The organism is Nocardia sp. bgisy134 (genome assembly GCF_965341865.1).
Classification (GTDB): domain Bacteria; phylum Actinomycetota; class Actinomycetes; order Mycobacteriales; family Mycobacteriaceae; genus Nocardia.
The window spans coordinates 22,193-43,871 of record NZ_CBDQZP010000003.1; the positions used below are offsets into that span (position 1 = coordinate 22,193).

Consider the following 21,679-nt stretch of genomic DNA (forward strand, 5'->3'; position numbering starts at 1 on the left):
TCATCACTACTCCTGGGTGCGATCGGCAGCCAGGAACCGGTCTACCGCTTCGATGTCGTCGTCGCCGGTTTCGAGCAGGCGCTCGTTGAGGATCGGTATCGAGCCGTCCAGCCAGGCAGGGCGTTCGCCGTTCGCGGGCAGCAGTTCGTGTCGTTCGACGAATTGTTCGGCTAGGTGACGGACCGATTCTCGCAAGGCGCTGACGACTACTCCTTCGGCCAGGCCGGTCAATTCCTGCAGGAGTGCCCGGATCCGGTCGAGTTGGTCGGTCTCGGAGCTGTCGGCCTGGATGCGAGGCCACAGCGTGCGCTCGAAGATGTCGCCGAAGTCGGCTGCGATCTGGTCGGTGTGTGCACGTAACTGGACGATCTGGTCGAGCACCTCACTCGGCGGTAAATCGAGTTCGGCGACCCGCAGGCCGCTGGTGAGCGCCCAGCGTCGCGTCTGCGGCCGGCCGCGCCTCCACCGGATCAATCCGAGCTGAGTTGCCTTGCGCAGCAAGCTGGGTCGCAGACCTTTGGGCTTGATCATCAGTCGGATATCTCCCAAGCCGAGCGGTACCCAATCTTCGGGCCCGCCAGGCAACGCGAGCAGATCGGCGACTGTCGCCCCCTGCTCGCGTGCGGTCAACAGTTCGGCGATCGAGGTGAGTGAGAAGCCGCGGTCCTGCAGGCGCTGCACTAATTCGAGACGTTGCAGGTGTGAGCTGTCGTAGCGCGCGGTGCGGCCGACTCGGCGTGGTGCATGCAGCAACCCCTTCGACTGATACATGCGCACGGTGCTGGTCGGCACTCCGGCCCGCGCGGCGACCTGCTCGACGGTGAGGTCGGTATCGGTCGTTCGCATGAGTCAAGCATCGCGGGATCAAACTTCGCTAGTCAATACTGTTCTAGTAAATGCTCGAATAGTCACAATTGAGGACTGCCGCATGGGGACGGATCCTCATACCTGTTCACAGCCAGTGGTTCGACCAGGATCGAACGTCCTGACATGCCGCATACCGCGCTGACCGAACCGGCCAGCGGACGGTGCTGACGGAGCGACTGAGCCCCCGCCCGGATACCGGACGGGGGCTCAGCAGAGTCTCTACCAGCAGCGATACATGCGCTGCCCTACTTCTTCGCAGAGGCTAATCCGCTTCGGAACTCGACCCCCTTGACATCCAATATCTGCACGTCAAGCGCCCTGTCCAGAGCCTGGGTCGAGTTCCGAAGCCGAATAACTTCTACACGCAACTCTCTGACCCCAGCCGCCGCCGCTGCGACCATTCGCGGCGCGTTCGAACTCGGACTATGGCGCCGTGAATTCTATCCTCGACAATCGGTCGTCGTCCGCGACCGCGGTGATCTCCGCGATGCGCTCGCCCGCGAATCGCAAGGTCATGACCAGCATCAGCATGCCGCGCGGGGCCAGGACCATGCCCGGCTCGCCGTCGAGCATGATCGCGCGGGCAGGCCGCGCCTTTCCGCAGAACGCTGCGGCGAGGTCTCGGCCGCCGTCGAAGTCGGTTCCCGCTCCCAGCAGGCGGGCGGCTTCGTCCGTGCGGTAGGTCGCGTCCGGGTCGAGCATTGCCAGGAGCGCCTCGAACTCACCGTTCTGCGCGGCCCGCAGGAACGTCTCGACGGCGCGGTATCGCCGCATCCGGTCGTCGCTGTCCGACTCGGAGTTCCCTCGCACCCGTCGACGCGCGCGGCTGGCGATCCGCTGCGTCGTCTCGGGGCTGCGGTCGACGATCGGGGCGATGTCGGCGAACGATACGGCGAACAGGTCATGCAGGACGAAGGCGATACGCTCGGTCGGAGACAGCCTGTCCAGCACCACCAGCAGCGCCAAGCCGACAGAGTCCGCCAGCAGGGCCTCCTCCTCGGGATCGGCCCCAAGCCGCGCACCGAATCCTGCGTCGTGTTCGTCGAGGAAGTCCTCGCGGCGCGACTCGCGGGACCTGAGCATGTCCAGGCACACCCGGCCTACCACGGTCGTCAACCAGCCAGGCAGGTTCGCGACGTCGCCGGTGTCGGCCCCGTCCGCCTTGAGCCAGGTCGTTTGGACGGCGTCGTCGGCCTCGCTGAGCGACCCCAGCATCCGGTAGGCCACCGCCCGCAGGTGGCTCCGATGCTCCTCGAAGCGCTTCGCGAGCAGTTCGTTTCCGTTCATGTGTCTGGTTTCCTCGCCGTCACCCGTCAGAGAAGCAGGAAGCCGTTCCGACATGAATATTGGAGGCAGTAAATCATGAACGTCGCCCTGTGGATCGTGGCCGGGGTGCTGGCGGCCGTGCTCCTTGTCAGCAGCGCCAAGCTGGTGATTCCCAAAGAGAAGATTGTGGCCGCAGGCGACTACGCCGCGTGGGCAAAGGATTTCAGCCCGGGCACCCTGAAAGCTCTTGGAGTCGTGGACCTTCTGGGCGCGGTAGGGCTGATCCTGCCCGCCGTGCTCGACATCGCACCGATCCTGGTTCCGGTGGCGGCGACCGGCACGGCCCTGCTTTTCGCCGGGGCGATCATCGTGCGGCTCCGGCGCGGTTTGTGGACGACAGCCATCGCCGAGGTGCTCTACCTGGCCATAGCCGTCTTCGTGGCCTGGGGCCGTTTCGTCCTCGAGCCCTTCGCCTGACTCGGCTCCAATGCCGCAACCACTACAAAGGAGAAACACATGACCACGCACCCGACCTCGGCGCTGATCACCGGCGGCAACAAAGGACTCGGCCTGGAGACCGCCCGCCGACTCGGAGAACTGGGCTGGACGATCTTCCTTGGCTCGCGTGACCCTGGACTCCTATTGGATCCATGATGATCGCGACCGACCCCACGCAGCCCCCCGCGACATTCCACGAGCTCGCCTACAGCTCCTCCAAAGCCGCACTGAACATGATCACCATCAGGTACGCCCAAGCCCTCCCTGAGATCAGATTCAACGGCCTCACACCTGGAGAAGTCGCCAACCGCAAATACACCGCCACCGACATCAACAATCACACCGGCCAACTGACCGTCACCGAAGGCAGTGACCCGATCATCGAACTCGCGACCATCGGCGCCGACGGACCGACCGCAACCTTCATCGACCGCCTCGGCCCCGTTCCCTGGTAATTGCCCGTGTACCGCGCCCACCGAACCAGCCAACGCGCGGCCCTGTCGAAACGCCTGAGCCCCCACCCGTCCGCGGGATGGGGGCTCAGCAGAGTCTCTACTGGCAGCGATCGATCAGGCGACCTACTTCTTCCCAGAAGCTATACGTTGAAGCGGAACTCGACGACGTCGCCATCTGTCATGACGTAGTCCTTGCCCTCCATGCGGACTTTGCCCGCAGCCTTCGCGGCCGCCATGGATCCCGCTTCGACCAGGTCGTCGAAGGCGACGATCTCGGCCTTGATGAAGCCGCGTTCGAAGTCGGTGTGGATGACGCCCGCTGCCTTGGGGGCGGTGTCGCCCTGGTGGATGGTCCAGGCGCGGGATTCCTTAGGGCCTGCGGTGAGGTAGGTCTGGAGGCCGAGGGTGTGGAAGCCGGCGCGGGCGAGGGCGTGCAGGCCGGGTTCGGTCTGGCCGATGGATTCGAGGAGTTCCATGGCGGATTCGGTGTCGAGCTCGAGGAGTTCGGCTTCCACCTTGGCGTCGAGGAAGACGGCGTCGGCCGGCGCGACGGAGGCCTTCAGTTCGGCGACCTTGGCCTCGTCGGTGAGGACGGACTCGTCGGCGTTGAAGACGTAGAGGAAGGGCTTGATGGTGAGCAGCGAAAGCTCTTTCAGCAGTTCGGTGTCCACCTGATCCTGCGCGGCGAAGAGGGTCTTGCCGCTGTTGAGGATCTCCTGGGCCGTCTTGGCCGCGTCGGCGACCGGCTTGCGGTCCTTCTTGACCTTGGCTTCCTTCTCCAGCCGCACGACCGCCTTCTCCAGGGTCTGCAGGTCGGCGAGGATGAGCTCGGTCTCGATGACCTCGATGTCGGCGGAGGGGTCGACCCGGCCGTCGACGTGCACCACGTCGTCGTCGGCGAACACGCGCACCACCTGGCAGATGGCGTCGGCCTCGCGGATGTTGGCGAGGAACTTGTTGCCGAGGCCCGCGCCCTCGGAGGCGCCCTTCACGATGCCCGCGATGTCGACGAAGGACACGGTGGCGGGCACGATGCGCTCGGAACCGAAGATCCCGGACAGCTGGTCCAGCCGCGGATCGGGCAGCGGGACCACACCGACGTTCGGCTCGATGGTCGCGAACGGGTAGTTCGCGGCAAGCACGTCGTTCTTGGTCAGCGCGTTGAACAGCGTCGACTTTCCGACGTTGGGCAGGCCGACGATTCCGAGGGTGAGACTCACGAGGTAGAGAGTCTACGCGGCGCGGACCTGCGCCCTGCTCGCGCCTGCCGCATGGTTCCGGCGGACGCCGGAGCCGCGCCGCCGACCGGGACCGCGGCATCACACCGACACCAACCCGCCGCGCGCGCACCACTCCACCGGCGCAACTCGCCTCCGACGTCGGCAGATCGACCTTCCGAAGCGCCGATAGACAGGTGACCAGGCAAGCCCGGCGTTCTACAGAGCGCGAGCCAGCGTTCGCGCAACGCTGCGGGCCAGCTCGTCCGACGCGGCGGCCGCCTCCGGTCCACCCTCGTAGTACCGCAGGAACGCCTGATGGAAGCAGACGCCGTCGAGCAAAGCCGCTACCGTCTCCACTTCGACGCCGTCACCGACTCGACCCAACCCTTGCTCCGCGCGCAGGTACGCCGCGATGCCCTCGATTGCCTTCCCCGGACCCGCGCCGTGCCTGCTCATCGCGTCCCGATGCGCCGCCATCCGTTGCGGCTGCGCGAGCAGACCACCGAGCAGCGGCAGCGACTGCTGATAGAAGTTCAGCGCACCGCGAGCCAGAGTGGCGAGGTTGTCCTCGACGGTGGCCGCACCCGGCACCGGGTACGCCTCGGCCGGGCTCGGCATGCGATGCCGCAAGACATTGAGAATGATGTCTTCCTTGTCGCTGAAGTGCTTGTAGAGCGCAGCTTCGGAGTATCCGGCCGCCTTGGCGATTTCCTTGGTCGTGGCGTGCACGACGCCACGGTTACGCATGATCTCGGCGGCGGCGTCGAGGATCTGGTCGCGAGTCCCCACGAATCTCCCTCTTGACAGGTTAGTAAGTGCTCACCCAGTATAGGTGAGTAAATACTCACCAACCACAGGGGTCAGATATGCGACTCACCATCTTCGGGGCCAGCGGCGGTACCGGCGGACGCCTCGTCCAGCAAGCACTGGCGCGCGGGCATCAGGTCACGGCCGTGGTCCGCACGGCGCACGACCTTCCGGACCACCCCGAGTTGCGCGTGATTACGGCGGATGTGATGAACCCCGCCGATATCGCGACCGCCATCCAAGGGGCGGACGTCGTACTCGACTCGATCGGATCGCGTGACACCGGACCGACCACGGTTTCCACCGACGCCGCGCTCTCCATCGCGAAGGCCATGGAGTCGACGGGGGTCCAGCGCCTGATCCTGGTCAGCAACAGCGCCAGGATCGCCGGGCCGGGCGACGACTGGTTCACCCGATTCGTGGTGAAACCGCTCATCCTGCGCCGATTGCTGCGGCACAGCCTCGCAGACATGGCGGCGGCCGAACAGGTGGTGCGCGATACCGACCTGGAGTGGACCATCGTCCGCGCGCCTCAGCTGACCGACAAGGCCGGAAAGGGTTCGTATCGGACGGCGCTGGACCGCAACGTCACCTTCGGCATCCGTATCAGTCGCGACGATCTGGCCGCGTGCATGCTCGATCTGGCGGCCGACCCGCGGACGATCCACCGGCACGTCAACGTCGCGAGCTGACGGGCACGCGTCGGCTGGCATCGGCCATGCGGCCGTGCCGATCAGGGGACGATCACGATGTCGGCCGCGCATTTCCGGTGCGGCCGACAGGTGATCGGCGAATCGATCAGGGAATCAGTACGACTTTGCCGAGGTTGCCGCGGCTTTCGATCACCGCGTGCGCCGCCGCCGCGTCCTCCAGCGCGAATTCCCCGTGCACCACCGGCCGCACCTGCCCGGACGCGAAGTACTGCCACAGCTCCTGCCGCCAGTGCTCGTACACCTCCGGCGTCTCGCGTGCGACCCGCGCCATCTGGAAGCCGATCACCGACTTGGCGCCTGCCAGCAGGTCGTAGGCCTGGATGACGCCGCCGCCGGAGCTGTAGGCGACGAGACGCCCGCCGGGCGCGAGGGCGGCGAGGGCGGGTCCGAGCAGTTCACCGCCGACGGCGTCGAGGACGTAGTCGACGGGCTCGCCCCACGACTGGTCGTAGACGACCACGTCGTCGGCGCGGAGTTCGCGCAGGAAAGCGCCCTTGGCCGGGTCGGAGACGGCGGCAACCACGCGCTTGGCTCCACGCACCCGCGCCAGCTGCACGGCCAGGTGCCCCACACCGCTCGCCGCGGCGGTGACCAGCGCGGACTCACCGGACGCCGGCTTCGCGGCATCGAGCGCACCGAGCGCGACGAGGCCGCTGCGCACCAGCGCGACCGCGTCGACGGCGGAGGCGCCATCGGGAATGGGCGACGCCATGTCCTGGCGCAGCAGCGCGTACTCGGCGTAGCCGTGCCCGAAGCACAGGCCGGTGACGCGATAGCCGGGCGCGAAGTCGGTGACGCCCTCCCCCACGGCGATCACTTCGCCCGCGATCTCCCCGCCCAGCGGGATGGGCTCGCGCTGTTCGCGCACCTTCCGCACCACCGGCAGGGTCACGCCGATCGCGTGCACCTTCACCAGCAGTTCGCCGGGTCCGGGCGCCGGTGTCTCGGCCGACTCCAGCCCGAGCACTTCGGGACCACCACTGCGCTCGTATCGGATTCGACGCATGACACCTCCACTCCTCATCTGAAGGCGTAAAGGTAACCGGCCGACAACCCGAACTCACATACTCGAGGCCACCCGTGTGCGCGATCTCACCGCACCCCGAACCGCGGCGTGTGTCACGTTTGCGGGCCGGAAGATCGGTAGGCGGACGACCCGTGCGGGCGTACCGTGACCCGTATGGAGCCGACCACGGAGGTGGTGACGGCCCGACCGGCGCCCGCGCTGGCGGCCTTCATCGATCACTACCTCGGCTACCGGATGACCGGATACGCGCCCGGCCTGCACCGGGGAATGCCGTCGCGCCATCTGACCTTCATCGTCGCCATCGGCCCGACCATCGATGTGGTCGCGCAGACCGATCCGGCCCAGCATCCGCGCGACTATCGCTGCGTCCTCAGCGGATTGCAGGCGAGTTCGGCCGCCATCGCGCACACCGGACATCAAGAGGGCGTGGCCATCGCGCTCACCCCGCTCGGCTGCCGGACGCTGTTCGGGCTGCCCGCCGCGAAGATCTGGAACACCTCGCTCGAATGCTCCGAGCTCGCGGGACCGACCGGTGACGAGCTGTGGGAGCGTCTTCAGGGCGCGGCGCCGTGGGCGCGGCGATTCGCCGTCTGCGACGAGATCCTCACCCGCATGGCCTGTCCCGACCGGCTCGTCACTCCGGAACTCACCTGGGCTTGGCGTGCCGTGGTCGCCAGCGGCGGCACCGCGAGCATCGGTCCGCTGGCCGATCGCATCGGCTGGTCCCGCCAGCATCTGACGCGCAAGTTCGGCGCGGAGTTCGGTCTGAGCCCGAAGCTCGCCGCCCGCGTCACCCGTTTCGAGCGAGCCAGGCGGATGCTCGAGCACACACCCTCGTTCGTCTCCATCGCTCAGGTTGCCGCGACCTGCGGATATTACGACCAGGCCCATTTGAATCGCGACTTCCTCGACCTCGCGGGATGCAGCCCGACCACCTGGTTGGCCGAGGAGATTCCATCCGTCCAAGACGAGCCAGGGGTCGGCGGATGAGGCTGGAACCATGACGAATCCCACGACAGCAGACACCACCACCCGCACCGCGATCTGGCCCTGCCTCGCCTTCCGCGACGCCAGGGCGATGACCGATTTCCTGGTGAACGCCTTCGGCTTCCAGGTCTCGGCCAGCTACGCCCGCGAGGACGATCCGTCGATCGTCGAGCACGGCGAACTGCGCTGGCCGCTCGGCGGCGGCATCATGTTCGGCACCGCGGGCAAGGACGACACCCCGTTCGGGCAGCGAAGGCCCGGCAACGACTCGATCTACGTCGTCTGTGACAAGCCCGACGATCTCTTCGAGCGCGCGACCGCCGCGGGCGCCGAGGTGGTGCGCGGCCTGCGCGACGAGGACTACGGCTCGCGCGGCTTCACCGTCCGCGATCCCGAGGGCAACCTCTGGAGCTTCGGCACCTACTGGGGCGAATAGCGCTACCGTCCGCCGAAGCCGGACATCGCGATGCCGCGGAGGAAGGCGCGCTGACCGATCGCGTAGACGGCGAGCAGGGGCAGCAGGATGACGACGGCGGCCGCCATCAGGAGCGGCCACTGCGAGTAGTACTGCCCCTGCAAGCGGACCAGCCCGAGGGTGGCCGTCGCCAACTCGTTGCGCTGGATCATGACCAGCGGCCAGAGGAAGTCGTTCCACACGGTGATCCAGGTGAGCACCGCTAGCACCATGAGCGCCGGGCGGGTGTGCGGGAGCAGCACGCGCCAGTACACCTGCCAGGTGGAACAGCCGTCGAGAATGGCCGCCTCCTCCAATTCCGTTGGCAGCGTGCGGAAGAACTGACGCATCAGGTAGGTGCCGAAGGCGCTGCCGAACAGGCCGGGCACGATCATCGACCACGCGGTGTCCACCCAGCCGAAGGCCCGCATGAGCAGGAACTGCGGGATGACCGTGACGGTGAGCGGCACCATCAGTGTCGCCAGGTAGGCGAGGAACAGTGCCTCGCGCCCGCGAAAACGCAAGCGCGCGAACGCGTATCCGGCCAGCGAACAGAAGAACACCTGCCCCGCGGTCACACATATCGCGTAGACGGTGGTGTTGAGCAGCATGCGTCCCATCGGCAGCAGCTCGAACACCCTTCCGTAGTTGGACCATTGCGGATCCGCGGGCAACAGAGTGGGTTCGGTGATCTCTCCGTCGCGCTTCAGCGAACCCGACAGCGCCCACAGGATCGGCGCCAGCGCACACCACGCGACACCGACCAGCGCGGCGTAGATGCCGATACCGCGCACCAACCTGCGTACGGCCGCCCGTTCCGCGCGCCCACCCGCGTACTTTCCGGGAGTGTGCGGATCGGTCTCCCTTGCGACCACGCTCTCCCCCACCCCGTGTGCGCAGGTGATCACAGCGGTCCCGCTTCGATGCTCGCCTGCCGACGCCCGCCGAACGATCCTGTACACGTTCACAGTTCGGTCTCCGTACGCCGGGCCAATCGCAACTGAACGATCGTGAGCGCCAACAGGATCGCGAAGATCACCCACGCCAGTGCCGACGCGTAGCCCACTTCGTAGAACCCGAATGCGTGCTGGAACAGCATGATCCCGAGCAGATAGGTGCCCGTCTCGGGTCCACCGTTGCCGCCGGTGAGCGCGTACGCCTGGTCGAAGGCCTGCACCGAGTTGATGACGGTGATCACGAAGACGAACGACAGCGGCCCGCGGATCAGCGGCAGCGTCACCGAGCGGAAGCGCCGCACGGCGCCCGCGCCGTCGATCTTCGCCGCCTCGTACAGAGTTTCCGGCACGCCCTGCATGGCCGCGAGCAAGATGACGGTGGCGAAAGGCACGCTCTTCCAGACGGTCACGATGCTGAGCGAGACCAGCGCCCAGTCCGGGTCGGTCAGCCACGGCACCGGGTCGACGCCGAACCAGCCGAGCACGAGGTTGAGCAGCCCGTCGTCGGTGGTGAAGATGAACCGCCACACCACGGCCATCGCCACCGTCGAAGCCACCAGCGGCAGGAACGCGAGCGTGCGAAACAGGCCGATACCGGCCAGCTTTCGATTCAGCACGGCCGCGACGACCAAGCCGATCGCCACCGTCGGCAGCAAGGTCAGCACGGTGAACACCGCGGTATTGCGCATCGCTATCAGGAACAGCGGATCGGAGCCGAACAGCCTCCGATAGTTCGCCGTCCCGACGAACCGCGGCGGGCTGAACAGATCCCACGCGTGGAAGCTCAGATACAGCGAGAAGCCGAGGGGGAACAGCAGGAACACCAGCACCGCGGCCAGATTCGGTGCGATGAACAACCATCCGGCCCGCTCGCGCCGGCGCGCGAGCCGACCGGGACGCGCCCGGCGCATCGTCTTGTGCGGCGGAGTCGCCACACCCGCCTCGTCCAGTACCGCGTCGTCGACGGAGGTACTCATCGCGCCGCCAGCAACGCGTCGACGTCCGCGGCGAGCCGTCCACTCTGCGACTGCGCGGTCGCCGCACCGCGCAACACCCGGTTCCCGCCCCGTTCGAGCAGCGCCGACACCTTGCCCCACATCGGCGTCACCGGCAGCGGACGCGAACTGTCCGGACCGTCGGTCATCACCGCCAGATTCCGGATCTCGCGATGCGCCGCCGCGAATCCCGCTGTGGCCATGGCGGATTTCAGCACCGGCACGAACAGTCCGGACGCGGCGACGATGGCCTGCCCGACCGGTCCGGTCGCGAACTTCACGAATTCCCAGGCCTGTTCGATGCGCGGGCTGTCGGCGGCGATGGACAGGCCGGTGCAGCCGACATCGGTGATCGCCCCGGGTCCGCCGTGCGGGCCGACGGGCAGCACGGTCAGATCGATGGGAACGCCGTCGTTGCCTGCGAATTCGGAGTAGAGCCAGTGTCCGCCCAGCGCCATGGCCGCGCGGCCGCGCCGGAACAGGTCCGGCGCCGAAACCGACTGCTGGTCGGCGACTCTCGGCGCCACTCGATGGTGCACCGCGAGATCGGCATAGAACTGGAAGCCCTCCGCGAAGCGCGGGTCGCCGAGATTGGTGCGGGCCGGATTCACCGAGGGCGTGAACCATTCGGCGCCGTTGTTCATCCCGAAGCAGGCGGCCGAGAAGTACGGCACCCAGGCGTCGGCGAACCCCCACTGCCTGGTGCGGCCGTCGCCGTCGCGGCGGGTGAGCACGCGAGCGGCGTCGAGGAACTCGTCGAAACTCCAGGCGTCACGCCAGCGGGTCGGGGGCGTCAGCCCGGCGTCGGCGAACAGTGCGCGGTTGTAGTAGAGGAAGACGCCGGACCACTGCTCGGGCAGTGCGTATTGGCCGCCACCGTAGGTGAAAGTGTCGTACAGCGTGGGGAAACTGTCACGCCGCAGCTCGGCGGCGTACTCCGGTTCCCGGTCGAGCAGTGTGCGCAGATCGAGCAGCACGCCGCGCTCGGCCAGCCCCGCGTAGAGCAGTTCCCAGGCCATCAGCACGTCGGGGCATTTGCCGCCCGCGCAGTAGGTGAGCATCTGCTGCAACGGGTCCGGGCCCGACATGATGGTGCGCACCGGAATATCGGGATGCCGTTTCCGGAACTCTTCGATGATGCGCAACCGGACTCGCGCTTCCTCGGGGCGGGCCTGGAAGAAGAATGTCAGTGCATCATCGCCGGAGCCGCACGCGCCTGCCAGCAACGGGGCGGCGAGCGCCGAGCCGAGCAGGGTGCGCCTGCGAACTCCGCGCGGCGCGTCCGCGATCTTCGGCGGCCCGAGCGGGCGCGCGGGCGGGCACGGCGCGGGCGAACGCGGGATCGGATCCAGAACAGCCCTCCTCGGGGCGGACATGGAGTGTGACGAACCGCATCGCAGCATACGTCCGGCTATGACAGCCCGGACGACAGACACACGAACAATATTTAACGGTCGTCCATCGATGGCCGGAATCCGCGCAGCAGCGATCGGCCATCCGCTACCTTGTCTCGTGTTTCAGCAAGATCCCGCACGTCGAGATCCTGCGCGTTTCACAGGAGAGTAGGCAGATGGCGACAATCGAATATCTGCGGACCGACCCCGACCTGCCGCCCGTCGGCGTGGTGGACAGGTCCCCGATCACCCCGGCCAAGAAGGCTGTCTTTGCCGGAATCGCGATACTCGGCGCGGTCGCCTGGACCATCCTCGCCATCGCGCGCGGCGAGAACGTCAACGCGGTCTGGATCGTCATCGCGGCGGTGTGTACCTACGTCATCGCCTACCGCTTCTACGCGCGGTTCATCGAGTGGAAGATCACCAAGCCGCGCGACGACATCGCGACGCCCGCCGAAATCCTGGAGAACGGCAAGGATTTCATGCCGATGGACCGGCGGGTGCTCTACGGGCACCACTTCGCCGCCATCGCGGGCGCGGGCCCGCTGGTCGGCCCGGTGCTCGCCGCGCAGATGGGCTATCTGCCAGGCACCATCTGGATCGTGGTCGGCGTCTGCCTGGCCGGTGCGGTGCAGGACTACCTGGTGCTGTGGGCCTCCACCAAGCGGCGCGGGCGCAGCCTCGGCCAGATGGCGCGTGACGAGCTCGGCGTGGTCGGCGGCATCGCGGCCATCGCGGCGATTCTCGTGATCATGATGATCCTGCTCGCGGTGCTCGCGCTGGTCGTGGTGAACGCGCTCGGCGAGAGCCCGTGGGGCGTGTTCTCCATCGCGATGACCATCCCCATCGCCCTGTTCATGGGCGTCTACCTGCGGTTCCTACGTCCCGGCAAGGTCGGCGAGGTGTCCGCGATCGGCATCGCGCTGCTGCTGCTCGCCATCGTCTCCGGCGGCTGGGTGTCCGAAACCGAATGGGGGGCCGACTGGTTCACGCTTTCGCGGACCACCATCGCCTGGCTGCTGATCGCCTACGGCTTCCTCGCCTCGGTGCTGCCGGTCTGGCTGCTGCTCGCCCCGCGCGACTACCTGTCCACCTTCATGAAGATCGGCACCATCGGCCTGCTCGCCGTCGGCATCCTGATCACCATGCCGGTGCTGAAGGCCCCCGCGATCTCCGACTTCGCCTCCACCGGCACCGGTCCGGCCTTCGCGGGCAGCCTGTTCCCGTTCCTGTTCATCACCATCGCCTGCGGCGCGCTCTCCGGTTTCCACGCGCTCGTCTCCTCCGGCACCACGCCCAAGCTGCTGGAGAAGGAATCGCACGCGCGGATGATCGGCTACGGCGGCATGCTGATGGAGTCGTTCGTCGCCGTGATGGCCATCATCACCGCCTCGATCATCGACCAGCACCTGTACTTCGGCATGAACGCGCCGCTCGGCCTGACCGGCGGCACCCCGGAAAAGGCCGCCGCGTACACGAATTCGCTCGGCCTGGCCGGTCCGCCCGCCACGCCGGAGACCTTCTCCGGCGCCGCCGCGGACGTCGGCGAGAAGACCATCATCTCGCGCACCGGTGGCGCGCCCACGCTGGCGGTCGGCATCTCCGAGGTGTTCCACCAGTTCCTCGGCGGCGAGAGCATGAAGTCGTTCTGGTACCACTTCGCGATCATGTTCGAGGCGCTGTTCATCCTGACCACGATCGATGCGGGCACCCGCGTCGCGCGGTTCATGACGTCGGACGCGCTGGGCAACTTCGGCGGCCCGCTGGGCAAGTTCAAGGATCCGTCCTGGCGGGTCGGGGCGTGGCTGTGCTCGTTCGTCGTGGTCGCGGCGTGGGGTTCCATCCTGCTGATGGGCGTCACCGATCCGCTGGGCGGCATCAACGCGCTCTACCCGCTGTTCGGCATCGCCAACCAGCTGCTCGCCGCCGTCGCGCTGACCGTCGTGATGACCATCATCGTGAAGAAGGGCCTGGCGAAATGGGCGTGGATTCCGGGCATTCCGCTGGTCTGGGACCTCCTCGTGACGATGACCGCATCCTGGCAGAAGATCTTCTCCGCCGATCCGAAGCTCGGTTACTGGAAGCAGCACTCCCTCTGCCAGCAGGCGCAGGAAGCCGGGAAGCTCTGCCTGACGGCGAAGACGCCGGAAGACGTGGACACCGTCATCCGCAACACCTTCATCCAGGGCACGCTCTCGATCGTGTTCGCGGTGCTGGTGCTGATCGTCGCGGTGGTCGGCGCGCTGGTGTGCGTGCGCGCCTGGCGCTCCGGCGGGGGTGAGACGACCGAGTCGCCGGAGGAGCCGTCGAAGATCTTCGCGCCGAGCGGGTTCCTCGCCACCGCGACCGAGAAGACCGTTCAGAAGGAATGGGACGAGCTGATCGCGACGGGCAAGGTGCGCGCACCCGGCGCGGCCCACACGCACGGCGCGGCCAAGGCGGAAGCGCCCGCGTAATGGGTGAATCATTCGCGCCGCGGGAGGGCAGGTCAGCGCGACCGGCCCTCCCGCGGCGTGCGCTCGACGCGGTCCGCGCGGTCATCTGGTGGTTCGACTCGATCCTCGGCGGCCAGGACTACCAGCGCTACGTCGCGCACCTACGACGCAACCACCCGGACTGTCCGATCCCCACCGAGCGCCAATACTGGCGCGACCGCCACGCCGAAGCCGACCGCAGCCCCACCAACCGCTGCTGCTGATCCCACCTGTCACAGACTCCCCATACGCCGCACACAGGCTTCTCGACGCGATGACGTTTCCCGCCGACCGGGGCGTTTCCGCCGCCCGTCCGGCGAGCCTGCGCCACCGCGCCTGTGCAGCGCGTGGGCGGTCCGCGCCGCCTCGGCGATGGTGTCTGTTTTCCGCTAGCACGGTGCGGCGAGAGCTGACATTGTGGATTGCGTGACGATCACGGCGTTGGATTTCGAGCAGTGCTATCGGGCGGTGTCGACGCGCGACTCGCGCTTCGACGGTCAGTTCTTCACGGCGGTGCGTACCACCGGAATCTATTGCCGCCCTTCGTGTCCGGCGATCACGCCGAAGCGGGCGAATGTCAGCTTCCTGCCGACGGCGGCCGCGGCGCAGCACGAGGGGTACCGGGCATGCCGCCGTTGCCTGCCGGACGCTGCGCCCGGCTCGCCGCTGTGGAACACCCGGGCCGATCTGGCCGCCAGGGCCATGCGGCTGATCGGCGACGGCGTCATCGAACGAGGCGGGGTACCCGCGCTGGCCGCCACCCTCGGATACTCCCAGCGCCAGCTCACCCGGGTGCTCACCACCGAACTCGGGGCCGGGCCGCTGGCGCTGGCCAGGGCGCACCGCGCGCACACCGCGCGGCTGCTCATCCAGACCACCGCGATGCCGATGTCGGATATCGCGTTCGCCGCGGGTTTCGCCAGCATCCGCCAGTTCAACGACACGGTGCGCGAGGTGTTCGCGGTCAGCCCGACCACCATGCGCACCGAGGCACAGCGCGTTCGCAAGGACCCCGGGCAGACCACGCCGACGGCGAACGGCACACTCTCGCTTCGCCTTCCGTTCCGGGAGCCGCTGGACCGCGCCTGGCTGGAGTGGTTCCTCTCCGCGCACGTGGTGCCCGGCATGGAGCTCTGGGAAGACCAGGTCTACACCAGGAACCTGCGCACGCCGCACGGGCACTCGACGGCGCGGCTGAGCATTCGCGGCGATCACGTGCGCGCGGAACTGGCGCTGCACGACATGCGTGATCTCGCGCCGACCGTCGCACGGGTGCGTCACCTGCTCGATCTGGACGCCGACCCCGTCGGCATCGACGAGGTGCTCGGCGCGGACGCGACGGCGGCGCTGCGGGAAGGCGCGACGTCGACGAGGCGGGGAAGCGCGACGTCGACGAGGCGCGGGTCCGCGGGCCGCCCGGTGGACGCCTTCGATGCCGAGGACGCGCGGCGGGTGCGGACAGCCACCCTGCCCGATGTGGGCAGCGCGCCAGCCACCGTCGGCACGGGCACGTCGCGCGCCGGCGCGGACCGGGTGGTGTTCACCCCCGGCATTCGGGTGCCCGGTTGCCTGGACGGCCCGGAACTGTTGTTGCGCACCATGATCGGACAGCAGATCTCGGTGTCGGCCGCGGCCACCCACACCGCCCGGTTGGTGGAGGCGCTCGGCGATCAGGTCGAAGGGCCGGCGCGGCGACTGTTCCCGACCCCGGACGTCATCGCCGAGCGGGGCGCCGAGGTGCTGACCGGTCCGTCGCGGCGCATCCGCTCGATCGTCGGCGCGGCCGCCGCTCTGGCGGCGGGTGATCTGCAACTGCATGCCGGTCGCACCGCGGCCGAACTGCGCCGGGATCTGCTGGCACTGGACGGCGTCGGGCCATGGACCGCTGACTACGTGACCATGCGGCTGCTGGCCGATCCCGATATCTTGCTCGACACGGACTTGGTCGTCCGGCAGGGCGCCGACCTGCTCGGCATCGACCTGAGCGACACCGCACGCTGGGCGCCTTGGCGCTCCTATCTGTCCATGCACCTGTGGAAGACCGCGCTGAGCAGACGCGCCGCCGCACCCAAGCGACCGGCCCGCTCGGCACGCAAGACCGACTGACCCACCTGCCGCACCATCGAAAGCGAGCACACCATGAGCATCGAATCGACCCGCGCCGCCGACTTCGGCATCGTCGACACACCCATCGGCCCGTTCACCGCGATCACCGACGGCGAGGGCGCGGTGCTGGCCTCCGGCTGGACCGCCGACGCGGAGAACCTGCGCCTGCTGATCCACCCGGCGCTGCGTCCCGGCCAACTGCGGCAACGGGATTCGCTGGGCGCCGTATCGGAGGCCATCCTCGCCTATCACCGCGGCGACGTGCACACCATCGACGATGTTCCGGTGCGTCAGCGGTCGGGGGAGTTCCTCATGCACGCCTGGGACGTGCTGCGGAAGGTCCCCGCGGGCGATCCGGTGACCTACACCGAGTTCGCCGCCATCTCCGGACGGCCGGAGGCGACCCGCGCCGCGGCCAACGCGTGCGCGCGCAATGCGGCGGCGCTGTTCGTGCCGTGCCACCGGGTGCTGCGGATCGGCGGGGCGCTCGGCGGGTTCCGCTGGGGGCTGGACGTCAAAAGGTGGTTGCTCGATCACGAGGCGTGAGGTTTCACCCGGCTCGCACGCGCCGGTCGCCCGCTGGGGTGACCGGCGCGTTCTCGTTTCCGGAGCCGCTCACCGAAGGGCGCGCCTTGACTAGAGTTCAACTCTAATGACAATCTCACTAGAGTAAAACTCTAATGAGAGGACGGCTCATGGCCGAGAGAGTCTTCGACCGCAGGGACCGGCTGGTCCTGCTGCTGATCACCGTCGTGGAACTGGTGGTCTTTCTCGACACCACCGTGCTGAACGTGGCGTTACCCGCCATAGGCGCCGACCTCGGGCTCGGCGAGGCCGGGCTCGGGTGGGTCACCAACGCCTACCTGCTGGCGTTCGGCGGGTTCATGCTCCTGGGCGGGCGAGCCGCCGACCTGATCGGACCGCGCCGGGTATTCACCGGCGGGTTGGTCGTGTTCACCGCCGCGTCGGCGCTGGCGGGCTTCGCCGACTCCGCCGCGCTGCTGATCGCGGCGCGCGCCCTCCAGGGCGTCGGGGCCGCGGTGTTGATTCCGGCCCAATTGGCCCTGCTCACCGCGAGTTTCACCGCGCAGGCGGCCAGGAACCGAGCCTTCGGGGTGTGGAGCGCGATGGGCGCGGCGGGCGCGGCGATCGGCACCGCGGTGGGCGGGCCGCTCACCGACGCGTTCGGCTGGCCGTCGATCTTCCTGGTCAACGTGCCCGTCGGGCTCGTCGCCCTCGCAGGCACCCGGCTGCTGCCGCCCGACACCGCGCGTCCCGCCGAAGGGCTGCGCAGACTCGACATCCCCGGCGCGATCACCGGAACCACGGCGTTGCTGCTCATCGGCTACGCGATCGGCGCGCTCGGCTCCCCCGGCACCCGTGCGATCGCGGCCGGTCTTCTCGTTCTCGGGATGGCGCTGCTCGCTGGCTTCGTGGTCGTCGAAGCGCGCAGCCCGCACCCGCTGATGCCGCTGCGGCTCTTCACGATTCGCCAGGTGAGCGGCTCGGCGGTGGTGAACGCCCTGGTCGGCGCCGCACACGTGCCCACTTTCGCACTGCTGGCGCTGTATCTACAGAACAGCCAGGACTACAGCCCGACCCGCTCGGGTCTGGCGGTGCTCCCGGTCGCGGCGGTCAACATCCTCGCTTCCCGCACCCTCATCCCCTACCTCATGGATCGCCTCGGCGCGGCGCGCGTGCTGGCGCTCGGCCTCGGCCTCCAAGCCCTCGCCATGGGGTGGTTCGCCCGCCTCCCGGCGCACGCCGACTACCCGATCGACATCCTCCCCGGCGCGATCCTGCTCGGCATCGGCCTCCCCGCCGCCTTCGTCGGCGTCACCGCGCCCGCCGTGACCTCGGTCGACACCGCCGATACCGGGATCGCCGCAGGCATCGTCAACACCGCCCAGCGTGTCGGCTCCGGCCTCGGCGTCACCGCCCTGCTCCTGCTCGCCGACCTGATCACCGCCCGCGCCACCACGCCACCGGACACCGCCTACCGCACCGGGCTCACCGCGGCATTCGCCACCGCCGCAGGCTTGGCCACGCTTGGTGTGCTGCTCACTCTCGCTTTGCTGAGGACGCGGAACGCGGCGTCCGACAGCGACGCATCGACGAAGACATCACACGCAGGAAAGACCCTGTAGTAACGCTGTAGTAATTCCGTAGCAGGGCAGCCTGATCGACGTCCATCCGGTCACTCATCCCGACGAACTTCGTCGGTAGCCGCACCTCCGCCTCCGGCCATGCGCGGTCGAGGGCAGCACTCGTCCGGATGTTCCGTCAGGCGACGGTGGTCTCCAGGCGGGAGCCGGTGCGGCCGCGCAGGACGTGCAGGCGGCTGGGGATGCGCTGGCGCATTTCGTCGACGTGGCTGACGAGGCCGACGACGCGGCCGCCCGCGCGGAGTTCGTCGAGGACGCCCATGACGGCGTCGAGGGTGTCGGGGTCCAAACCGCCGAAACCCTCGTCGATGAAGAGGGTGTCCAGGACGAGGCCACCGGATTCGGCGGCGACGGTGTCGGCCAGTCCGAGCGCCAGCGAGAGGGACGCCATGAAGGTCTCTCCGCCGGAGAGCGTCTTGGCGGGACGCACGGCGCCGGTGTAGTCGTCACGAATGTCGAGGCCGAGGCCGCCGCGCCTGCCGCGCGGACCTGCCTTGTCGGAGTGCACGAATTCGTAACGGCCACCGGACATTCGGCGTAGTCGCACCGAACCGGCGAGGGCCACCTCCTCGAGGCGAGCGGCGAGCACGTAGGAGCGCAGCGACATGCGCCGGTTGTTCTCGCCGCGTCCCGCAACCACATCGGCGAGTCCGGCCAGCTCTTCGTGGGTGCGCTGTAGCGGCGCGATCCGGTCCACCTCGGTCCACAGCTGGCCGCCGAGTTCCTCGAGCAACTGCACCCGCCGCCCCGCCTCGGCCTGCGCGGCGACGGCCGCGTTCAGCTCGACCTGCGCGTCGGCGAGCCCGCGCTCCAGCTCGGCGAGATCGCCGGGTTCGGCGGTGGCGGCGGCCTGGATCTCGGGTTCGGCGAGCACCTTCTCGGCGTGCGCGCGGGCGTGCTCGGCGGCGACGAGTTCCGCGTCGATCTCCTGCTGCCGCTGCGGGGTTCGTGAGGCCGCGTTGACGACGCGGGCGAAAGCGGTGAGCAGCGCGACGTCGTCGCGGGCGGTATCGGCGCCGAGCTGCTCTTCGGGAACGAATCCGGCTGCGCGGGCCAGGCTTTCGACGCGATCCGCGATCGCGGTGACGTGCTCGCGCGCGGTGGCCGCCGCGGTGCGTGCGGCGCGCAGCGCGGTGGCGTCGGTGACCATTCCGTTCAGCCGGGCGCGGCGGCGGTCGATGGTGTCGTCGGAACCCGCGGCGGCGCGCAGGCGTTCGGTGAGTTCCGCGAGGCGGGCGACCGACGCGGCGATGCGGGTGGCGACGGTGCCCGCGCCCGTCTCGGCCGCGCGCAGATCGTCGTGCATGCGGGTTTCCTCGGTGCGCAGCCGGGAGAGTTCGGCGGTCGACCGGTCGGCCAGTGCGGCGAGTTCGGCGGCGTCCTCGTAGCGGTGGGTCGCCGAGCGCAAGGCGGCCGCGAGCTCGACGTGGTCGGCGTCGCCGCCGCGTGCGGTCAGCGCCTCGATCTCCTTTTCCAGACCGATGATTCGGGAGTGAACTCGGTCGCGGCTCCCCTCGGCGGTGCGCTCGGCGGCCACCGCCGCGTCCTCGGCTTCCTTGGAGACCGCGCTCGGCGCGGGCTCGGCGGGCGCCGGGTGCTCCGCCGCGCCGCATACCGCGCACGGTTCCCCGTCGACCAGCTGACCAGCCAGTTCGGCGGCCATGCCGGCCAGGCGACGCTCGCGGAGGTCGAGCACGCGCTCCTTGGCGTCGTTGTGGACGGTCCGCGCGGTCTCGAATTCGATCCGCGTGCGGTCCAGATCAGTTCTGCGACCCGCCAATTCGACGGCTGCGGTGGCCGCGGCCTGGAGTCGTTCGCACTCGGCGGTCAGCGAAGGCAGCGTGGCGGCGGCCTCGGTCGCCTCACGGACCCTGGCCTCGGCCGCGGCGATCGTCGCGGGCAGGCGCTCGCGCCGCCCGATCAGCTCGGCCGTCCGTTCGGTCAGCGCCGCGGATTCGGTACGCAGCTCGTCGATTTCCCGCCGCAGCCGGTCGGCAGCGGTGGCATCGGCCCGCACCTCGTCGAGCGCGCCGATCTGGGCGCTCCAGCGACGAACGACGGCGTCGAGATCGGCGTCCTCGCGAATCGTCGGACCCGATCGATCCGCACCCGAATCTGCTTCCGCACCAGGACTTTCCGACGCGACCAGAGTCGCACCATCGAGATCGGCCGCGGCGGGATCGAGCAGCGCGGCCGCCGATCGCGCCGCGACCGTAGCCGCCTCGCTCTCCCGACGGCGCGAGGTCATGACCGCGGCCCGCGCCTCGTCGATGGCCTCGGCGACCGGCTGGGCCCGCTGAGCGGCCTCCAGTTCCTCGCGCAGCGCGGCGCGATGCTCGGCGCTCGCGGCGTAGTCGTCGAGCTGACCTCGGGCGGCGATCATCCTGCGCCGCAGTTCCGCGAGCCGCCGCTGTTCGTCGGCGAATTTTCGCAGCTCGGACGAAGCCTGTTGGCAGCGTTCGGCTTCCGCGGTCGTCTCGACCAGGTCGGTGCGCGCGGTCGCGAGCAGATCCTGCGACCAGCTCACCGCCTCCAACACGCCGACCGACTCCGTCACGCTCAGGCCCGCGGCGCCGCGGATCTGCGCGATCAGCCGTTCGATGCCCTGCCTGCGGGATTCCAGTTCGGCCGCCGAAGCGCGGCGCTTGTCGGCGAGCCAGTGCTCGGCGGTGCCGAAACGTTCGGTGTCGAAGAGCTTTTCGAGCAGCTTCTCGCGATCCTCGTTGTCGGCCCTCAGGAAACGCGCGAAATCGCCCTGGGGCAGCAGCACCACCTGGAAGAACTGATCGGCGCTCATGCCGAGCAGGCGGATGATCTCGTCACCGATGTCGGGGATGCGGGAGAGGTTCTCGCCGCGCCCGTCCAGCCAGGTCAGCGTGGCCTTGGGCGGGTCGGTGCGCATGCCGGTGCCGCGCAGCTTGGGCCGCTCGAACTCCGGAATCCTGGTGAGCCGCAATCGTCGCCCGCCGAGCGTCGCCTCCAGCACGACCTGCGGGGGCGTCTGTTCCGGCGCGTGATCCGAATGCAGGCGCTTGCTTTCGCCGCGCGCGCCGGGCACCCGGCCGTAGAGGGCGAAGGCGATCGCGTCCAGCACCGTCGTCTTGCCCGCGCCGGTCTGCCCGTGCAACAGGAACAGACCGTCCGCCCCGAGCGCGTCGAAGTCGACGACCGTGGTGTCGGCGAACGGGCCGAACGCGGTCATCTCCAGCCGATGCAGTCTCATGCGGCGGCCTCGCGCGGAACCCGCCACGCACCGGCGCGCCCGTCGATCGGCACCGCGCGCCGTCCAATCAGG

The 21,679-nt window shown here is 68.7% G+C and carries 20 protein-coding genes; 11 read left to right on the forward strand and 9 right to left on the reverse strand.

The window, feature by feature from the left end:
* Positions 1–6: 6 nt before the first annotated feature.
* Entirely contained in the window at positions 7–846 is an 840-nt protein-coding gene (locus ACRWNM_RS06720; protein ID WP_431964589.1) for a MerR family transcriptional regulator, read from the reverse strand.
* Positions 847–1,290: 444 nt separating this feature from the next.
* A complete protein-coding gene (locus tag ACRWNM_RS06725; protein WP_431964591.1) occupies positions 1,291–2,154 on the reverse strand; it encodes a sigma-70 family RNA polymerase sigma factor in 864 nt (287 codons plus the stop codon).
* 75 nt (positions 2,155–2,229) lie between these two features.
* Between ACRWNM_RS06725 and ACRWNM_RS06730 the strand changes: the two genes are divergently transcribed.
* From ACRWNM_RS06730 to ACRWNM_RS06740, 3 genes are read left to right on the forward strand one after another with little or no spacing between them, the layout of a single operon-like run.
* Positions 2,230–2,610, forward strand: a complete 381-nt coding sequence (locus ACRWNM_RS06730; RefSeq protein ID WP_431964593.1) for a DoxX family protein — start codon at positions 2,230–2,232, stop codon at positions 2,608–2,610.
* Positions 2,611–2,649: 39 nt separating this feature from the next.
* A complete protein-coding gene (locus ACRWNM_RS06735; protein WP_431964595.1) occupies positions 2,650–2,787 on the forward strand; it encodes a hypothetical protein in 138 nt (45 codons plus the stop codon).
* Positions 2,784–3,086, forward strand: a complete 303-nt coding sequence (locus ACRWNM_RS06740; protein ID WP_431964597.1) for a hypothetical protein — start codon at positions 2,784–2,786, stop codon at positions 3,084–3,086. Before ACRWNM_RS06735 ends, ACRWNM_RS06740 begins: the two co-directional genes overlap by 4 nt.
* Positions 3,087–3,226: 140 nt before the next feature.
* Here ACRWNM_RS06740 and ychF read toward each other — a convergent pair whose 3' ends face one another.
* Positions 3,227–4,306, reverse strand: coding sequence for a redox-regulated ATPase YchF (gene ychF, locus ACRWNM_RS06745; RefSeq protein ID WP_431964599.1), 1,080 nt, complete (start codon positions 4,304–4,306; stop codon positions 3,227–3,229).
* A 216-nt stretch (positions 4,307–4,522) separates the two neighbouring features.
* Complete coding sequence (locus tag ACRWNM_RS06750; RefSeq protein WP_431964601.1) at positions 4,523–5,095, reverse strand: TetR/AcrR family transcriptional regulator; 573 nt, start codon at positions 5,093–5,095, stop codon at positions 4,523–4,525.
* A gap of 77 nt (positions 5,096–5,172) precedes the next feature.
* Between ACRWNM_RS06750 and ACRWNM_RS06755 the strand changes: the two genes are divergently transcribed.
* A complete protein-coding gene (locus tag ACRWNM_RS06755) occupies positions 5,173–5,805 on the forward strand; it encodes an NAD(P)-dependent oxidoreductase (RefSeq protein WP_431964603.1) in 633 nt (210 codons plus the stop codon).
* 106 nt (positions 5,806–5,911) lie between these two features.
* Here the strand turns inward: ACRWNM_RS06755 and ACRWNM_RS06760 are convergent, their stop codons facing one another.
* A complete protein-coding gene (locus tag ACRWNM_RS06760) occupies positions 5,912–6,832 on the reverse strand; it encodes a quinone oxidoreductase family protein (protein WP_431964605.1) in 921 nt (306 codons plus the stop codon).
* A 174-nt stretch (positions 6,833–7,006) separates the two neighbouring features.
* Between ACRWNM_RS06760 and ACRWNM_RS06765 the strand changes: the two genes are divergently transcribed.
* Both ACRWNM_RS06765 and ACRWNM_RS06770 read left to right on the forward strand, forming a co-directional pair.
* Positions 7,007–7,843, forward strand: coding sequence for a helix-turn-helix domain-containing protein (locus ACRWNM_RS06765; RefSeq protein WP_431964607.1), 837 nt, complete (start codon positions 7,007–7,009; stop codon positions 7,841–7,843).
* Between the two features lie 10 nt (positions 7,844–7,853).
* Positions 7,854–8,276, forward strand: coding sequence for a VOC family protein (locus tag ACRWNM_RS06770; RefSeq protein ID WP_431964609.1), 423 nt, complete (start codon positions 7,854–7,856; stop codon positions 8,274–8,276).
* 2 nt (positions 8,277–8,278) lie between these two features.
* Here the strand turns inward: ACRWNM_RS06770 and ACRWNM_RS06775 are convergent, their stop codons facing one another.
* The 3 genes from ACRWNM_RS06775 to ACRWNM_RS06785 form a co-directional block, all read right to left on the reverse strand.
* Positions 8,279–9,091 (reverse strand): carbohydrate ABC transporter permease, encoded by an 813-nt coding sequence (locus tag ACRWNM_RS06775; protein ID WP_431965365.1) that lies wholly within the window; start codon positions 9,089–9,091, stop codon positions 8,279–8,281.
* A gap of 167 nt (positions 9,092–9,258) precedes the next feature.
* On the reverse strand, positions 9,259–10,161 hold the full coding sequence (locus tag ACRWNM_RS06780) for a carbohydrate ABC transporter permease (RefSeq protein ID WP_431965367.1): 903 nt from the start codon (positions 10,159–10,161) through the stop codon (positions 9,259–9,261).
* A 62-nt stretch (positions 10,162–10,223) separates the two neighbouring features.
* Positions 10,224–11,621: an ABC transporter substrate-binding protein gene (locus ACRWNM_RS06785; RefSeq protein ID WP_431964611.1), complete on the reverse strand. Its 1,398-nt coding sequence runs from the start codon at positions 11,619–11,621 to the stop codon at positions 10,224–10,226.
* A 194-nt stretch (positions 11,622–11,815) separates the two neighbouring features.
* On the opposite strand from ACRWNM_RS06785, the gene ACRWNM_RS06790 reads away from it, so the two are divergent.
* The 5 genes from ACRWNM_RS06790 to ACRWNM_RS06810 all read left to right on the forward strand — a co-directional run bounded on the left by ACRWNM_RS06790 (position 11,816) and on the right by ACRWNM_RS06810 (position 18,366).
* The gene (locus ACRWNM_RS06790) at positions 11,816–14,095 is read left to right on the forward strand and encodes a carbon starvation CstA family protein (RefSeq protein WP_431964614.1); all 2,280 of its coding nucleotides are present in this window, start codon (positions 11,816–11,818) and stop codon (positions 14,093–14,095) included.
* The gene (locus ACRWNM_RS06795) at positions 14,095–14,337 is read left to right on the forward strand and encodes a YbdD/YjiX family protein (protein WP_431964616.1); all 243 of its coding nucleotides are present in this window, start codon (positions 14,095–14,097) and stop codon (positions 14,335–14,337) included. Before ACRWNM_RS06790 ends, ACRWNM_RS06795 begins: the two co-directional genes overlap by 1 nt.
* 193 nt (positions 14,338–14,530) lie before the next feature.
* A complete protein-coding gene (locus ACRWNM_RS06800) occupies positions 14,531–16,219 on the forward strand; it encodes a DNA-3-methyladenine glycosylase 2 family protein (protein ID WP_431964618.1) in 1,689 nt (562 codons plus the stop codon).
* 33 nt (positions 16,220–16,252) lie between these two features.
* Positions 16,253–16,765 (forward strand): methylated-DNA--[protein]-cysteine S-methyltransferase, encoded by a 513-nt coding sequence (locus tag ACRWNM_RS06805; protein WP_431964620.1) that lies wholly within the window; start codon positions 16,253–16,255, stop codon positions 16,763–16,765.
* Positions 16,766–16,914: 149 nt separating this feature from the next.
* Positions 16,915–18,366, forward strand: a complete 1,452-nt coding sequence (locus ACRWNM_RS06810) for an MFS transporter (RefSeq protein WP_431964622.1) — start codon at positions 16,915–16,917, stop codon at positions 18,364–18,366.
* 136 nt (positions 18,367–18,502) lie between these two features.
* Here the strand turns inward: ACRWNM_RS06810 and ACRWNM_RS06815 are convergent, their stop codons facing one another.
* Complete coding sequence (locus ACRWNM_RS06815) at positions 18,503–21,607, reverse strand: AAA family ATPase (protein WP_431964624.1); 3,105 nt, start codon at positions 21,605–21,607, stop codon at positions 18,503–18,505.
* Positions 21,608–21,679: the final 72 nt, after the last annotated feature.

Bases quoted from the DNA above. Each gene is read 5' to 3' on its own strand.
- ACRWNM_RS06785 (WP_431964611.1), bottom strand. From the start codon at position 11,621: ATGTCCGCCCCGAGGAGGGCTGTTCTGGATCCGATCCCGCGTTCGCCC.
- ACRWNM_RS06815 (WP_431964624.1), bottom strand. From the start codon at position 21,607: ATGAGACTGCATCGGCTGGAGATGACCGCGTTCGGCCCGTTCGCCGAC.
- ACRWNM_RS06770 (WP_431964609.1), top strand. From the start codon at position 7,854: ATGACGAATCCCACGACAGCAGACACCACCACCCGCACCGCGATCTGG.
- ACRWNM_RS06810 (WP_431964622.1), top strand. From the start codon at position 16,915: ATGGCCGAGAGAGTCTTCGACCGCAGGGACCGGCTGGTCCTGCTGCTG.
- ACRWNM_RS06740 (WP_431964597.1), top strand. From the start codon at position 2,784: ATGATGATCGCGACCGACCCCACGCAGCCCCCCGCGACATTCCACGAG.
- ACRWNM_RS06720 (WP_431964589.1), bottom strand. From the start codon at position 846: ATGCGAACGACCGATACCGACCTCACCGTCGAGCAGGTCGCCGCGCGG.
- ACRWNM_RS06780 (WP_431965367.1), bottom strand. From the start codon at position 10,161: ATGCGCCGGGCGCGTCCCGGTCGGCTCGCGCGCCGGCGCGAGCGGGCC.
- ACRWNM_RS06790 (WP_431964614.1), top strand. From the start codon at position 11,816: ATGGCGACAATCGAATATCTGCGGACCGACCCCGACCTGCCGCCCGTC.
- ACRWNM_RS06765 (WP_431964607.1), top strand. From the start codon at position 7,007: ATGGAGCCGACCACGGAGGTGGTGACGGCCCGACCGGCGCCCGCGCTG.
- ACRWNM_RS06760 (WP_431964605.1), bottom strand. From the start codon at position 6,832: ATGCGTCGAATCCGATACGAGCGCAGTGGTGGTCCCGAAGTGCTCGGG.
- ACRWNM_RS06805 (WP_431964620.1), top strand. From the start codon at position 16,253: ATGAGCATCGAATCGACCCGCGCCGCCGACTTCGGCATCGTCGACACA.
- ACRWNM_RS06730 (WP_431964593.1), top strand. From the start codon at position 2,230: ATGAACGTCGCCCTGTGGATCGTGGCCGGGGTGCTGGCGGCCGTGCTC.
- ACRWNM_RS06725 (WP_431964591.1), bottom strand. From the start codon at position 2,154: ATGAACGGAAACGAACTGCTCGCGAAGCGCTTCGAGGAGCATCGGAGC.
- ACRWNM_RS06755 (WP_431964603.1), top strand. From the start codon at position 5,173: ATGCGACTCACCATCTTCGGGGCCAGCGGCGGTACCGGCGGACGCCTC.
- ACRWNM_RS06735 (WP_431964595.1), top strand. From the start codon at position 2,650: ATGACCACGCACCCGACCTCGGCGCTGATCACCGGCGGCAACAAAGGA.
- ACRWNM_RS06795 (WP_431964616.1), top strand. From the start codon at position 14,095: ATGGGTGAATCATTCGCGCCGCGGGAGGGCAGGTCAGCGCGACCGGCC.